The 15,435-nt window shown below is 34.7% G+C and carries 17 protein-coding genes; 11 read left to right on the top strand and 6 right to left on the bottom strand.

Going from position 1 to position 15,435, the window contains the following annotated elements; translation table 11 throughout:
* Nucleotides 1-371: NAD(+)/NADH kinase (locus ABY905_RS06950; protein WP_372641935.1), on the bottom strand; the 371-nt coding region annotated here is incomplete at its 3' end.
* Between the two features lie 154 nt (nucleotides 372-525).
* The gene (locus ABY905_RS06945; protein ID WP_372641933.1) at nucleotides 526-1,191 is read right to left on the bottom strand and encodes a CBS domain-containing protein; all 666 of its coding nucleotides are present in this window, start codon (nucleotides 1,189-1,191) and stop codon (nucleotides 526-528) included.
* 107 nt (nucleotides 1,192-1,298) lie between these two features.
* Here ABY905_RS06945 and ABY905_RS06940 point away from each other — a divergent pair, with 107 nt between their 5' ends.
* Together ABY905_RS06940 and ABY905_RS06935 are read left to right on the top strand one after the other, a co-directional pair.
* Nucleotides 1,299-2,012 carry a pyridoxine 5'-phosphate synthase gene (locus ABY905_RS06940; protein WP_372641931.1) on the top strand — a complete coding sequence of 238 codons (714 nt, stop codon included), beginning with the start codon at nucleotides 1,299-1,301 and terminating at the stop codon, nucleotides 2,010-2,012.
* A gap of 67 nt (nucleotides 2,013-2,079) precedes the next feature.
* Nucleotides 2,080-2,889, top strand: coding sequence for an alpha/beta fold hydrolase (locus tag ABY905_RS06935; protein ID WP_372641929.1), 810 nt, complete (start codon nucleotides 2,080-2,082; stop codon nucleotides 2,887-2,889).
* Nucleotides 2,890-3,411: 522 nt separating this feature from the next.
* Here ABY905_RS06935 and ABY905_RS06930 read toward each other — a convergent pair.
* The 3 genes from ABY905_RS06930 to udk form a co-directional block, all read right to left on the bottom strand.
* Complete coding sequence (locus tag ABY905_RS06930; protein ID WP_372641927.1) at nucleotides 3,412-4,494, bottom strand: hypothetical protein; 1,083 nt, start codon at nucleotides 4,492-4,494, stop codon at nucleotides 3,412-3,414.
* A gap of 98 nt (nucleotides 4,495-4,592) precedes the next feature.
* On the bottom strand, nucleotides 4,593-5,309 hold the full coding sequence (locus tag ABY905_RS06925) for a 3'-5' exonuclease (RefSeq protein WP_372641925.1): 717 nt from the start codon (nucleotides 5,307-5,309) through the stop codon (nucleotides 4,593-4,595).
* A gap of 242 nt (nucleotides 5,310-5,551) precedes the next feature.
* Nucleotides 5,552-6,169: a uridine kinase gene (gene udk, locus ABY905_RS06920; RefSeq protein ID WP_372641923.1), complete on the bottom strand. Its 618-nt coding sequence runs from the start codon at nucleotides 6,167-6,169 to the stop codon at nucleotides 5,552-5,554.
* Nucleotides 6,170-6,403: 234 nt separating this feature from the next.
* On the opposite strand from udk, the gene ABY905_RS06915 reads away from it, so the two are divergent.
* The 8 genes from ABY905_RS06915 (at nucleotide 6,404) to ABY905_RS06880 (ending at nucleotide 12,824) form a co-directional block, all read left to right on the top strand.
* Complete coding sequence (locus tag ABY905_RS06915; protein WP_372641921.1) at nucleotides 6,404-7,384, top strand: type I phosphomannose isomerase catalytic subunit; 981 nt, start codon at nucleotides 6,404-6,406, stop codon at nucleotides 7,382-7,384.
* A gap of 132 nt (nucleotides 7,385-7,516) precedes the next feature.
* On the top strand, nucleotides 7,517-8,122 hold the full coding sequence (gene yihA, locus ABY905_RS06910; RefSeq protein WP_372641919.1) for a ribosome biogenesis GTP-binding protein YihA/YsxC: 606 nt from the start codon (nucleotides 7,517-7,519) through the stop codon (nucleotides 8,120-8,122).
* A 253-nt stretch (nucleotides 8,123-8,375) separates the two neighbouring features.
* On the top strand, nucleotides 8,376-9,296 hold the full coding sequence (locus tag ABY905_RS06905) for a ribose-phosphate pyrophosphokinase (protein ID WP_372641937.1): 921 nt from the start codon (nucleotides 8,376-8,378) through the stop codon (nucleotides 9,294-9,296).
* A gap of 120 nt (nucleotides 9,297-9,416) precedes the next feature.
* Nucleotides 9,417-9,992 (top strand): 50S ribosomal protein L25/general stress protein Ctc, encoded by a 576-nt coding sequence (locus ABY905_RS06900; protein ID WP_372641917.1) that lies wholly within the window; start codon nucleotides 9,417-9,419, stop codon nucleotides 9,990-9,992.
* A 198-nt stretch (nucleotides 9,993-10,190) separates the two neighbouring features.
* Nucleotides 10,191-10,856 (top strand): aminoacyl-tRNA hydrolase, encoded by a 666-nt coding sequence (gene pth, locus ABY905_RS06895; RefSeq protein WP_372641915.1) that lies wholly within the window; start codon nucleotides 10,191-10,193, stop codon nucleotides 10,854-10,856.
* A gap of 42 nt (nucleotides 10,857-10,898) precedes the next feature.
* Nucleotides 10,899-11,279, top strand: coding sequence for an RNA-binding S4 domain-containing protein (locus ABY905_RS06890; RefSeq protein ID WP_372641913.1), 381 nt, complete (start codon nucleotides 10,899-10,901; stop codon nucleotides 11,277-11,279).
* Between the two features lie 42 nt (nucleotides 11,280-11,321).
* The gene (locus ABY905_RS06885) at nucleotides 11,322-11,861 is read left to right on the top strand and encodes a DUF4924 family protein (protein WP_372641911.1); all 540 of its coding nucleotides are present in this window, start codon (nucleotides 11,322-11,324) and stop codon (nucleotides 11,859-11,861) included.
* 99 nt (nucleotides 11,862-11,960) lie between these two features.
* A complete protein-coding gene (locus tag ABY905_RS06880) occupies nucleotides 11,961-12,824 on the top strand; it encodes a DMT family transporter (protein ID WP_372641909.1) in 864 nt (287 codons plus the stop codon).
* Nucleotides 12,825-12,953: 129 nt separating this feature from the next.
* On the opposite strand, the gene ABY905_RS06875 is transcribed toward ABY905_RS06880, so the two are convergent.
* A complete protein-coding gene (locus tag ABY905_RS06875; protein WP_372641907.1) occupies nucleotides 12,954-14,762 on the bottom strand; it encodes a SpoIIE family protein phosphatase in 1,809 nt (602 codons plus the stop codon).
* 486 nt (nucleotides 14,763-15,248) lie between these two features.
* Between ABY905_RS06875 and ABY905_RS06870 the strand changes: the two genes are divergently transcribed.
* Nucleotides 15,249-15,435 (top strand): hypothetical protein (locus tag ABY905_RS06870; protein ID WP_372641905.1); only part of this gene is annotated, 187 nt, incomplete at its 3' end.

Here is a 15,435-nt window from a genome sequence, read left to right as displayed (position 1 = left end):
GAATAATTACCTTCAAAAATATCTGAGATAGCTGCAGGGATTTCTTCACGAGCAATATCAGCCATGAAACCTAATCGACCACTATTAACACCCACAATAGGAATTCCAGAATCCTGTACCACAGTTACTGCGTCAAGAAAAGTACCATCCCCACCAATACTAAAAAAGTAATCTGCTTTTTTATCCAAATCTGCATGCTGAGAAAAAAACTCGGTGATATCTGGAATAAAATCCAGTTCATTTACGATAAAGTCGTATAATGGACGATAAATACAAAGTTCAATTTTACGCGAATTAAACTCATCTAAAATTAATTTAAAGCTATCTAGAAAATCTTCACTAAACTGCTTCCCAAACAGGGCTATCTTCATGTTGTTCTTTAATATAGTAAATGTTCAAAATAAATGAATAGAGCTGAAACTCAACATCAATTTTTAATTACGATAACTTGTATTATAATTTATTCACAAATATAAGGGAATAGAGAAGCTAAACAAGATTATGGAGGATTTTGAATCACATAAATTAGGTGTTCAAAAATCTCATAAAAGAATTATAACGATCAAAAAGTAAATCTTGCATATCATCGTTTCTTAGGTAAGATGATTTGATGATATAATCGTAACGATGGAGGGTCTGAACAATAGATGTTAAATTTGTCTGATTAATCTTGAGGGTTAGTTCAACTTTACGAGAGGTATCCGAGGATTTAATATAGAGACTCAAAATTTTCGCATCATTACCTTCCACAATTTGAGCAATTTCACTGAGAGAATAATCAATAGAGTTTAATTCTAAAACAATAATACCACCAGGTTCACTCACTGCAAAAATTTTATCGACGTATTGCATCAAATCACTTAGAGTGATCAGACCTAGATATGTTTCATCCTCTAAAAGAACAGGAATCACTGTTAATTTGAGATGAGAAACTTTTTCAATCACATCGTATATGTGCTGATCTTGAGTAACAAAAGGGCTAAATAAAGATAGTTTTTGCTTCCCAATAGGCTCTTCAACCTGATTTAAATCGTAAATGTCATTATCAGAAAGAAGCCCAATAAATTCATCGCCTCTCACAATAGGTAGGTGAGAAACCTTAAATATTTCCATCCAATTAAGAGCTTGAAGGCCCGTATCAGACTCTCTTAAAACCGGAACAACATCAGAAATTAAATCTTTTGCAATCATATTAGGTTTTTTTTCAAGGAAATACTTCTAATTTTGCCATTAAGCAGAACAACTAAATAGTACAAATTTTGAGTTCAAGTTTTAATAACTCAATTATTCTTCATAAAATGACTAGACTTAGTGTAAATATAAACAAAATTGCAACATTAAGAAACGCCCGAGGTGGCAATACGCCCAATGTTTGCAAAATGGCGACAGACTGTGAAAGATTTGGTGCTGAAGGCATCACAGTTCACCCTCGTCCGGACGAACGCCATATTCGTTATCAAGATGTATTAGATCTTAAAAAGATTGTTACAACTGAATTTAATATTGAGGGATACCCAAATAAAGAATTTATTGATTTGGTATTAAGTGTAAAACCAGAGCAGGTAACTCTAGTTCCGGATCCACCTGAAGCGATAACTTCTAATGCAGGATGGGATACGGTTACAAACAAAGACTTTCTAATTGAAGTGATTTCTATATTCAAAACTGCAGGTATTCGCACATCTATTTTTGTGGACACAAATCTTAAAAACATTGAAGGTGCTAAAGAAACGGGGACTGATAGAATTGAGCTCTATACTGAGCCTTTCGCAACAGACTTTCCAAATAATCCGAAAGAATCTGTTCGTTTATTCACCATTGCCGCTGAAAAAGCTAATGAATTAGGATTGGGAGTGAATGCAGGTCACGATTTGAGTCTTGAGAACCTTAAGTTCTTCAATGAAAATGTACCTAATCTTGCTGAGGTTTCAATCGGACATGCCTTGGTTGCTGATGCCTTATATTTTGGAATGGAAAACACCATTCAAATGTACAAGCGTCAATTAAAATAAAACAGAATCGTTTGATGTGAAGATTTACAGCTTCACATCAAACATCTTTTCTCACCAACACACTGCCATGAAACTCAATTACAAAAAACTTGGCGAAGGGCCAGCCCTAATAATTGTTCATGGCTTGTACGGAAGTTTAGATAACTGGCTAACTATAGCCAAGGAATTATCTCAAAATTTCGAGGTTTTCTTAATTGATCAGCGTAACCATGGAAATTCGCCTCATGCTGATTCACACACTTACTCAGACCTAAAGGACGATCTCCTGGAATTTATGGATGATCAGCAAATAGACAAAGCCGTTCTTCTGGGTCACTCAATGGGCGGTAAGACTGTTATGTTTTTTGCTATTGATCATCCAGAGCGAGTGAGTAGTTTGCTTGTTGTTGATATTGCTCCCAAGAACTACAGCAAAATATCCGATTATACACCACAAACAATAAACCACGAACATCTTGTTTCTGTTATTCTGAATATTGATTTAAGCCAATTCAATTCACGAACTGAAATCAATTTAGAGCTTGCTAAACAAATAAAAAGTGAAAAAGTCAGACAATTCCTTCTGAAGAATCTAAAACGAAACGAGGACAAAAGCTTTGGATGGAAATTAAATATTGAAGCTATCAGTAAATACCTTCCACAAATAATGGATGGTATTGATGAAAGCACTTTCACGAAAGGGAAAGGCATTACGGGATTCCCTGTTTTATTTATAAAAGGCGAGGAATCGAATTATATCTGCGATAACGATCACAAGCTTATTCGAACCATATTCCCCTATGCCGAGGTTACTAGTATTCCTAGAGCTGGACATTGGGTACATGCTGAACAGCCTGATTTACTTGTGAAAACCATCAACTACTTTGTTTTGGAATAATTTTTACAGAAACTAGATTTCATTTTGATATCCTATAAATTAAGCCCTGCGGTTTTTAAAATTAATCTACTCCTGCAATAAAGACTATTCTTAAATCATCAATCCCTATTGAAAAGATCAAATTCTCTACAAACAGATAGCTAGCACAATATTATTTAAGGCACAGAGAAAGGATATGTCCGGATTTAAATATCTAAACAAGTGCATTCTGCTAAAAACAAAACCACTTAATGCGGCTCTTTTAGGTTTGTTCGAGTATCTATACTCGAATATCGAGAATGCAGACACACTTGCTGTTAAAAAAGTTAACACCTGCCCTGCTTCGATACACAAAAATCGAGTATCGAACCACAGTATAGCTTAAAAATATTAACATCAATCGTGTATCAAGCCTCGATTTATCCTAAAAGTTTTAACAAAAAGCCTAAACAATTAATGTTAAATAAAACATGATATACCTAAAAGGCGAATAGAATTATAATTCTATTCGCCTTTTAGTATGTTACTGTTTGTAAATTCTGACTAAGACCAAATTATGGAATAGGAATAAATAGTCTTAGCTTGTATATTATAATCTTCGTGTTTCGACGTAGATGGATTTATTTCATCCTCATACTTTACACCATTAATTCTCACTTTATATTGCTTATCTGCTTCTAAATCATCAAGTGATTCAAATTCTGAATCAACATTCTTATCAATTTGAATTTCCATCTCATCATTAGCTTGAGCAGAAAGAGAACGACTTCTAAAGAGGATTTTACCATTTAGATCCAAAATTTCGATATTGTAATAAATATCACTTTCATCAAGAGCAGTCCATTTTACAACATGAGTTCCTTGATTGTAGTTCTGTTCATTTTTTAGAGAGCTTATTGTCTTGTCATCATTAACATCAGTCAATTTAACTTCTAAACCGTTATCAAGCTTTAAATAAAACTTAACATCATCATTTTCAGGGAACGACTCAGTTTTTAAATCATTTATACTACTTTCTGTTAATGAGAAAACGGAGACAGTTCCTTCAACGGTTTTTGCTAAATCTATTTTTTGACCAGAACTTAACAATAACTTGGCACTGGCTATACTTTTTCCAGTAATCCTGCATTGCAAGTATCTGGTTATATCACCATTCGTATTAACTGAATTTACAATAAACGCATCGGCAGTAACATCATTAATAACTGGAATATTAGTTGTGCAATTTAATTTACGTCTATTATCAGCACTCAAGACTAAATTCTGCGAATTAGTGCCTTTTTGCAAAAACCAATCAATAGATTCACCATTACCAAAAGTTGCATCAGAGATAACAAGCTTCTTTTCATCTAAATCCCAAAAACCAACTTGTTTTTCCTCTCGTCCGCCATACTCTTGTTTAATCAGATCTCCATTTCTTTCAAACCAATAAACAATCAAATCATCATCTTGACTATAATTATCAGACACAAAATCATTGGCAAACCAATATTTATCAGCTAAATCATCTTTATCAAAATCAATTTCCGATTCTCCTCCTCCACTGCTGCCACCACATGAAGCAAGAGCGATTGAGAATGCAGACACTGCAAAAATACCTAAACGTTTAAGTCCTATTTTTTTCATCCTTTTTATATGTTTTAGCTTTTAAACTAAGATTGATTTCAATTTTATTATTTAAACACGAAACTAAGCAAAATATTGCACAGATTATGATACTAAATTTAGACCCGTTCGAAATTTGCTTCAGGAATCAGATCGTCACCTTTATATCGAAGAAACACCTGAGCGGTTGCCAAGATATCCTTTTCGCAATAAATAGCAATACGCTCCAGATCATCTTCCTCCCAATAGACTTGACCGACCATTGATCCATCAATATCATCTTTAGGCGTTGGAATATTAAAAATTTCACACAAAAGTGCCAGTGAGGTATAATGCTTATAATCGCCAAATTTCCACAGCTCCATAGTATCAACAAACTTGATTTCCCACGGTTTTTTACCAGCTATGTTCAGTGCTTTGGGTAATTTTAAACCATTAATCAACATTCTGCGTGCGATATAAGGGAAATCGAATTCTTTCCCATTGTGTGCGCAAAGATTCTTTGTCGGCTTCGAACAGAAACGATCAAGCATTGCTCCAAAATCGGCTAAAAGTTGCTTTTCATCATGACCGTAGTATGATTTCACTTTAAAATGTTTTCCATCTCCTTTCTTGACGATCACTCCTGTTGAGATACACACGATTTTTCCAAACTCGGCGTATATTCCAGCTCTGGCATAGACATCTGAAGCTGTTTGCTCTTCACTTCTAAAATAGTTTGATTTTTTCTCCCATAAGTCTTGCAACTTGGGACTAACTTTATCGAAATCGGCTTCACCTGAAACCGTTTCAATATCTATAAAGAGTAAATCCTCTAACTTAATATCATCTAGCATAAGCAATAATTTATCATAAATGAAAATTAAATCTATAAAAAAAGGAGATCATAACAAAATCTCCTTCCCAAAACCTTGAATTCACAATAGGTTTAAACTCTTCTCCTATACGAAGAATCACTAGTGTTTTGCTCGTATTTCCTCTATACCTGCTTCGTATCAAGACTGGATATAACCAGATTTGTTCCAGAGTTGATCCAGACCAGTTCCGGGTATGATACGAATCTATATTTAGGTGAAAATTAAACACTCACCTTTAAATTCTTTTGGATAAATTGAGTTAAAATATCAATAGCAACATGATTATTTCCTCCCTGAGGAACAATGATATCGGCATAGCGCTTAGTTGGCTCAATAAACTGCAAATGCATAGGTTTCAGAACATCCTCATAGCGAGCTAAAACCTTATCAACCGAACGACCACGCTCAACGATATCGCGTTTAATTACGCGATTCAATCTATCATCGGCATCACAATCAACAAATACTTTTATATCCATTAAGTCACGCAATTCAGGCTGGGTTAAGGCCAAAATGCCTTCAATAATAACCACTTCTGTAGGTTGCACAGAAATCGTTTCTTCCGAACGCGTACAAGTTAAGTATGAATAAATAGGTTGCTCAATAGCAGTACCCATTTTTAACTGCTTTAAATGCTCTCGCAGAAGCTCGAATTCAATTGAATTAGGATGATCAAAATTAATCTCCTGACGCTTCTCCAATGGCAAATGACTACTATCTCGGTAATAGGAATCTTGAGGTAATACGGCAACCTCTCCTTTAGGTAAACGCTCAATAATCTTTCTCACAACGGTTGTTTTACCCGAACCTGTACCCCCTGCTATTCCAATTATTAACATGTGAAATGGTATTTAAATCAAATATTATAAATTTGCACTAATTTTGCACCGCAAAGATATAAATTTTATGCTGAGTTTTATAGTTCAATAAATTGCTCTAAGTCGTCACTCTTAGTTCAAATATCAAATTTATCTGAAAATTTAACTTGATTAAAATAGTCTCAACAGTACAAGCAACTCATTCAATTAGATTAAACATATTTCGTCTAAGCCACATATTCCAAATTAGTCTCTATGAACTTATATCCTTTAAAATTCGATCCAATTCCCAAAGCAAAAATTTGGGGAGGAAACCGTTTAAACAAAACATTAAATAAAGAATTTAACCCTGCAGATAAAATAGGTGAAAGTTGGGAAATATCAGGCTTAGAAGGTGATCTTTCCGTTGTGAAAAATGGTTTTCTTGAGGGAAATGATTTGGAAGAACTCATCGAGATTTATATGGGAGAATTGGTTGGAGATAAAGTTTATGACCAATTTGGCTTAGAATTTCCATTGCTCATTAAATTTATAGATGCTAATGAAAATTTATCTGTCCAAGTTCACCCTGATAATGAGTTCGCACTTGAAAAGCACAAGGCCTATGGAAAAACCGAGATGTGGTATATTATTGAGGCTGATAAGAATTCAGAACTTATGCTCGGTTTTAATCAACCAATGGACAAAAATCTATTCCTAGATGCCATTCAGAATGGTAGTTTGCCTGATATCATCAATAAAGAACCAGTAGAAGCTGATACGTGTTACTTGATTCCTGCGGGTAGAGTTCATGCGATTGGCAAAGGCATTCTTTTGGCTGAAATTCAGCAAACATCCGACATTACCTATCGAATTTACGATTGGGATAAACGTGATGAAGAAGGACATCCTCGTGAACTTCACCTTGATTTAGCTAAAGAAGCATTGGATTATAATTTTGAGAAAAAGCATAAAACCGATTTCGAGCATAAAATCAATGAAACTTCAGATCTTATCAAATGTCCATTTTTCACAACCAATATAATCGAATTCAACAAACCTGTTGAAAAAGATTACATCACACTGGATTCATTTGTGGTTTATATCTGTTTAGATGGGAAATGTGATATTCAAATTGAGGATGAAGAATCTGTTTCATTAACAAAGGGTGAAACCGTCTTGATACCCGCGAGTTTAAAGAATTTTACTTTAGATCCTAAGCAGAACACAAAACTTCTTGAAGTATTTATTCAATAAGAAAAACTTGCTATATATAATAGAAAACAAGAGTCTCTTCATCAAATTTATAGAGTCAATCAATATATATGAAATCACTATTTCGATTAAGCTAGATTCTGACTAACTTTGCGGAGCAAAAAAATATAGAATATGAAGGTCAATACAGCCGAATTTATTATTTCGAACAGCGACATAACAAGATGCCCTAAAGCAAATATGCCAGAGTATGCTTTTATTGGACGTTCGAATGTTGGGAAATCATCCCTGATTAATATGCTAACCAATCACAAAGGTCTAGCTAAAATTTCAGGAAAACCCGGAAAAACCCAACTCGTGAACCATTTCCTAATCAATAAGGAATGGTATTTGGTTGACCTTCCTGGATATGGTTATGCTAAAGTTTCGAAAAACCTTAAAAGTGGTTTCAGTAAAATTATTTACAGCTATATCGAAAGTCGTGAAAATCTTCTTAACCTTTTCGTTTTGGTGGATGCTCGTCACGATGCGCAACAAATCGATCTCAACTTTATGGAATGGTTGAATGGGAAAGGTATAGCGTTTTCCATCATCTTTACAAAGGCTGATAAACTTACCAAGAGAAAACTAGCCGACAGTATTGAGGCTTATAAACAACAGATGTTAGTAAGATGGGAAGAAATGCCCCCTTATGTCATCAGTTCCTCTTCATCTGGAATGGGACAAGAAGAAATTTTAAATTTTATAGAAGAAACCAATAAGATTGTCAGCTTCAAATAAGAATACGAACTAAGAAGATTTCCCTCCGAAATCTTCTTTTTTCATTATAAACAACGATCAATTAAGTCGTTCAATTACAAGAGAACAAATACAACATTTGCGTTCTTATTTTTATTAAAAACTAGTTTATATTCTTAAATTTGCACCATCGTTATTATTTAGTGCAGATTGTAGAATTTCAAACAATTCAATAATTATAGCACCAATGTCACTTACAACATCAGTAAAAAACAGCCAACTTATGAATGCCCCTATTAAAATTTTTGCAGGTTCAAAGAGTGAAAAATTAGCTTCACAAATTGCTAAAGCGGCCGGACTAGAACTCGGAAAATCAAGCATCATTAACTTTAGTGATGGTGAATTTGAAGTTGCTTACGAAGAAACTGTTCGTGGAGCTCACGTGTTTATCGTTCAATCTACTGTTCCTCCTGCTGACAACTTAATGGAACTTTTAATGATGATTGATGCTGCCAAAAGAGCATCAGCTTATAAGGTTTGTGCCGTAATTCCATATTTCGGATTTGCACGTCAGGATAGAAAAGATCGTCCTAGAGTCGCTATCGGGGCAAAACTAGTTGCCAACTTATTAATGGCTGCTGGTGTAGATCGTATCATGACTATGGACTTACACGCAGATCAGATTCAAGGATTCTTCGACATTCCAGTTGATCATCTTTATGGGTCATCTGTGTTATTACCATACATCAAAGGATTAAACCTTGAGAATTTAGTTATTGCTTCTCCAGATATGGGTGGAAGTAAAAGAGCAAATGCCTATTCTAAATACTTAAATGCTGGTCTTGCTATTTGTCACAAAAGAAGAGAAAAAGCAAATGTTGTTGGTGAAATGACTGCTATTGGAGATGTTGAAGGTAAGAATGTTGTTATTGTTGACGACATGATTGACACAGCAGGTACAATTGCAAAGGCTGCCAACATGCTAAAAGAAAAAGGAGCTTTAAGTGTTAGAGCTATCGCTTCGCATGCTGTGCTTTCTGGTCCAGCTAACGAAAGAATTGAGGAATCTTCTCTAGAAGAGGTTCTTTTCACTGATTCTATCCAATTAGATAGTGTTTCTACTAAGATTAAAACACTAACAATTGCTAATATTTTCGCGGAAACGATCCTTAATGTTTATAATAACAAGTCAATTAGCTCAAACTTTATTATTTAATTAATATATTTGCGCCAAATTTTGGTAATACTATTTATAATCGTGCGATGGGATATGAATTGAGCCTGCTTACCAAGGGCTATGATATTTGTATTGAGTAACACAACAAAAAAAAGTACAATGAAAACTTTAGAATTAAAAGGTTTATTAAGAACAGACTTAGGAAAAAAAGCGACTAAAGCTTTACGTAAAGCAGAATTAGTTCCTTGTGAGCTTTATGGTGGTGAAGAAAACATTCACTTTTCTGTAAACGAAAAAGACCTTAACAAATTGCTTTTCACTCCTGAGGTGTTTATCATCAAATTTGATGTTGAAGGAAAAGTATTTACTTCAGTAATGAGAGAAGTACAATTTCACCCAGTAAATGACAAAGCACTTCACGTTGATTTCTTCCAGGTAACTGAAGATAAAGCTTTCGAAGTTGAAGTACCTGTTAAAGTTGAAGGTTTCGCTGAAGGAGTTAAGTCTGGTGGTAAACTTGCTGTAAACCTAAGAAAACTTAAAGTGAAAGCTTTCATGAAGGATATTCCTGAAGCTCTTCCTATTGATGTAACAAATCTTGGTCTAAGCAAGAGTATCCAAGTTGGTGCTTTATCTTTTGAGAACCTTGAATTATTGAATTCTAAGAGTGCTGTTGTTGTTCAGGTAAAACTTACCAGAGCTGCTCGTGCTGCTGCAATGGCTGCACAAAGCTAGTAGCATTTTCAAAAAGCTTGCTGATACAAATATTAGCAAAAATACAAGCTCCCAAGCCTTATGCTTGGGAGTTTTATTTTTAAAACTAATTGACAAATTCATTCATCCTAAAAAGAAATGAACTTGTAAATTATGCATAAAAGATCAAAAACTATTGATTAAATTGGCCATTATTCTGCTACTTAAATTACATGCAACATGTTTAAGTTTATCAAAGATTTATTTACAAGAACAAAAGCCAATAATTCAGAAAAAAACGCTGATATGAAGTACTTAATCGTCGGACTTGGAAATATTGGACCAGAATATTTTCATACCCGTCACAATGTTGGATTCAGAATTCTTGATGCTCTGGCTGAAAAGGCTAATCTTGAATTTAAAGATGGTAGATACGGAGCCATTGCTGAATACAAATTTAAAGGACGACAGTATATTCTTGTGAAACCAAGCACCTATATGAATTTGAGTGGTAAAGCTGTTAACTACTGGCTGCAGAAAGAAAATATTCCTATTGAAAACATGATGGTTTTAGTCGATGACCTGGCTCTTCCATTCGGCACATTACGATTACGTTCTAAAGGAAGCGATGCTGGACATAACGGACTAAAACACATAAACGAAACATTAGGACACCAAAACTATACACGTTTACGTTTTGGTATTGGTGCTGATTTCAGCAAAGGCAAACAAATTGATTACGTTTTAGGTAACTGGTCGCCAGAAGAACTTGAGAAGCTTCCTGAACTTTACAAAATCTGTATCAATATGATTAAAGGCATAAGTACGATAGGCGTGCAACGTACGATGACTGCTTACAATACTAAAAAAGAGCCTAAAAAACCTAAGAGTGAATCAGCAGAATAAGTTTTAGACTGATTTCTGATTTTACAGAATAGAATTTATAATATGAGCGATAAGGTTAGAGTTGATAAATGGTTGTGGGCTGTCCGCATCTTCAAAACAAGAAGTATGGCAGCCGAAGCTTGTAAGAAAGGCAAAGTTACCGTTGGTGGAGTTAGTATAAAACCATCACGCGAGGTCAAACAAGGTGAAGTGATCAATTTAAGAGTCCCACCTATTACCCGCTCGTATAAAGTTCTTGCAATTTCAGGCAAGCGGATGTCTGCAAAACTAGCCGTCGATTTTGTAAAGGATGTAACAGCTCAGGATCAACTCAACTTGCTGGATGCCACCAAAACTTTTGGTTTTGAAAAAAGAGATAGAAGTATTGGCAGACCAACCAAGCACGATAGACGAATGATTGACAAACTGAAAGACATCGATTAAGCAGATTTTCTAAACAAAAAATAAATATTTTAGATCCCAAAGATGATTATAGCACAAGAAAAAAGAAAGACCAATTTAGCCGAATATATTCTCTACATGTGGCAAATTGAAGACCTAATAAGAGCTTATAAATTCGACATTAATTTGATTTCAGAAGCTGTACTCCAGCACTTCAATCTACCTGAAGAAAAGCAAATTGAAGTTAGGGATTGGTATGAGAACTTAATTGAAATGATGAAGATTGAAAAGATTGAAGAAAAAGGTCATCTTCAAATTATCAAAAACAATATTGAAGAACTCTTCGATTTTCATTTACATCTGCTTAACAATAAAAAGGACAATGCCTATATCGCCTTATTCCAAAAGTCAGCGGGTTATATTGCCGAGTTTAAAAGTAAGTCACAAGGCACTGATGATAACAATGATGTCGAACTTTGCTTAACAGCTCTATATGGTATTCTAATGCTTCGCCTTCAGAAAAAAGAAATCTCAAAAGATACACTTGCTGCGATTAGTTCATTTAGCGAAATGATTGCGTCACTAACAGCAAAATATAAAGCTTTCGAAGAAGACAAAGACTAGATAACACCTATAAATATGTTGTCAGTTATCCGTTGTCGGTTTGTATGCAATCCGACAACAGAAAACTGATAACAAAAAAACAGACAATAAAGACAAAACATGCTACAAGACAAATACAAGAATTGGCTTTTGCTTCTTCTGGTTTCTTTCATCTGGGGAAGCCCCTATATTTTGAGAGAAATTGCACTTAAAAGTTTTGCACATAGTCAGGTTGCTGCATTTCAGGTTTTCCTATCATTCATCTTATTCCTTCCTCTGATAGTTAAAAACTTCAAGAAGCTAAACAAAGACAATATTGGGCCATTAATACTTTCAGGAATTGCTGGAAATATTGGACCATCATTCTTCTTTGCTAAAGCGCAAACATTAATAAACTCATCAATGGCAGGCATGCTAAATGCCATGCTCCCAAGTATCACTTTAATTCTTGCAATTTTACTTTTCAAAAGCAAGTCGAATCGCAATATGATTTTGGGAATAAGTTTGGGCTTAGTTGGATCTTGCATAATGGCCCTTACTGGAGATTCATTTGGAAGCACTCAGTTTATGGGTGTATTCTATGTTTTTATGGCTATTCTTTCAGTCGCTGTGAGTATTAATATTGTCAGTTTCACTTTACTTAAACTAACAGGTATTGAGATTGCATCTTTAGCCTTTTTGTTTGTAGGTCCGATGGCTGGGATATTTCTTTTGACTACCGACTTACAAGCTGTCATTCAAGCCGATAATTTCACACAAAGTGCAGCAATGCTCGCTTTATTAGCGGTATTAACTTTCTTTGGTGTCATCTTCTACAACCAGCTCATAAAACGATCATCTCATATTTTTGCGGCTTCAATTGCCTACCTTATTCCTATTGTTGCCTTATTTTGGGGAATTACGATTGGTGGTGACTCCATCTCAACAGCTCAAATCTTAGCCATTGCACTCATTCTTTTTGGGGTTAACTTAACACATCGATAAAGGGCTTTTATTACAATTTAAACTGATCCTGTATATTAATTCAAATAAGTTTTGTAATACACAACATAAAGGCTTCATATCAGCTTGTGAATTTAAACAAGGTTTTTTTCGACAGAGATTGGAACCCTATTATATTTTCACCCCCAGAATACAAATATCATCGACCTGTTCCTCATCACCTTTCCAGGCTTCAAACTCATCATCAAGGAAATATTTTTGCTCTGCCATTGATTTTTCACTGATTTTAAGAAGGAACTGTTTGAGTGGCTTACTTCTGTATTTCTTCCCTTTTGGTCCTCCAAACTGATCGGAAAAACCGTCTGAAAAGAGATAAATAGAATCTCCTTGCTTAAGATCAATCTCATGTGTTTTGAATTTTTTTGTTTCTGTGACTGTCCCTATTGGTTGTCTTGTTGCCGGATATTCGTAGAGGATTCTGTTTTTGTTATAAACTGATTTCTTTGGTGTTTCAGTCATATTCTTCAACTGGCTTACCCTATAGAGAGAGTTGTTGGCACCAGAATACCAAAGCTTATTTATATCAAGGTCGATACAACAAAGTGCGATATCCATTCCATCAGAAACCCCATCTTCGCTTTGGCTAAAGGCATCAACAACATATTTTTTGACATGGTCTAATACCTTACCAGGCTCAATTATGTCATACTCTTTAATAACCCGATTTAAAGCATTGGCACAAACCACACTTACCATAGCACCAGGTACGCCATGCCCCGTGCAATCTGCCACAGCAAAATAAATCATTCGATCGAAAGAATGTATCCAGTAAAAATCACCTGAAACAATGTCCTTGGGTTTATATAGAATAAAACTTTGTGGAAATAAGTTTTTAATCAAAGCAGAGGAAGGTAAGATAGCTTCCTGCAGATGCTTTGCATAGTGAATACTGTCCTCAACTTCATGGTTCTTTTCTTCGAGTTCCTGTTTTTGAGTTGAAAGCAATTCATTGGCTTTCCGTTTGCTATGGTACGCCTTTGCCATCAAAATGGCCATCAGCGCAATAACGAGAATTATTAGCATCACAAGCCAACGGATCATTTGAATGTCATCAGTTAGATCTTTCTCAGGTATCAACAAACAAATACGAAAGGTATTATCACCCAGCACAAAGGGTTTAACTTTGAGGAAATATCTCCCTCCGTTAAAGTGAAAGGTATAGAGATCCTTTCTCTGCGCATGTCTTACAATTTCTTTTTTAGCAGCAATTATTTCAGGTATTCCAAGACTATCAGTATCTATTAGGAGGTAACCCAACAAGTCATTTTCATTTCTAAAACGCTCATCTTTAGGTAGACCCAAGAAACGCCCATCATCGGTCACGATAAAGGTTTTTCCATGAGTAGAAATTTCCATTTGCGATGTAAATTTGGAAATATCTAAAATAGAAACATCAAAGGAAATAACATTTTCGATGCCAGTACTATCCTCCCATTTCTTTGAAATAGTTATTCCAGGCACATTACTTGTAGCGAATTGGTAGGGTTGAGTCCAGAAAACGACGTCCTCTTCAGTATCAATGGCTCCTTTAAACCAAAGACGTAATCTAGGATCAAAGAAAATATCAAGTGTGTCTTTTTTTAATATATTCAACTCTCCATTATTTTCGAACCACTCTATCTTCTGTAGTTTCCTTTTAATACAGCCTTCTCTAGTTATCAAATTAACATAGGAACCATGTGAATATTTCAGCATATAATCATTCCCCATTTCATCGGCGAGGTCAACTGCAGAAATTGACTCAAAGCATTCTAAAACAGGGGAAAATTGCATATTCAATTCTTCTATTTCCCGATTCTGGTAAGCACCAGATATCCCCCTTTTATATGAAATAATAAAAGCCTTCTCAACGGTAGAAAAGAAATCACTCATCTTGAGTTCTACCAAATCCATCTTTTCACTTAAGAGATTTTCAGCCATCTTATTTTTCCCTCTAAGAAGCGAGAAGTAAAGAATACACAGAATGATTCCAACCCCTAACAGAAGGTAAAGTCCCGGTTGCTTAAAACTCAGATATTTGTTTTTTGAGATCATCGGCTTCATATAGATGATTAAACAAAGCATGTGGGGAATTAAATGGATACCTTTCCATATTAACAAGCCTTTTATGTAATTATTAACTATTTAGGTTTTCTGATTTCAGAATATTGGCAAACAAAGATAAAACTTTCATTTAACTAAACTAATTTTATTAACAGATTAACTCGGTACTCATTAACAGGGATAAAATAAACTTCAAACAACTTTTCATCCAACAACATTATGCATCAAACATTCAATAATAAGTCAGAGCAATAGCAAACAAATCAGATTTTCGTTTTTAAAAAACGTTTGACTAGAAGAATAAAAAAACATACTTTTAACACTTAATTCAAGTCTGGTCTCAGATAAATATTGGAAAAAATCATGAAATACAAAACAGGTCTACTGGCAATTTTATCGGGTCTCTTACTAGCTATGCCCTGGGCTTATTCTTTGTTTTTTTTCACCATATTCTTCGCCTATCTCCCACTTCTTATTCTTGAAGAAAAAAGTCATAAACAAGATAATCCCTACTGGCTTTTCAATTACTCATTTTTAGCTTTTCTTGTAT

Origin of the sequence: Ancylomarina sp., assembly GCF_041555295.1 — a bacterium.
Taxonomy (GTDB): Bacteria; Bacteroidota; Bacteroidia; order Bacteroidales; family Marinifilaceae; genus Ancylomarina.
This window is presented reverse-complemented; position numbering and strand designations above follow the sequence as displayed.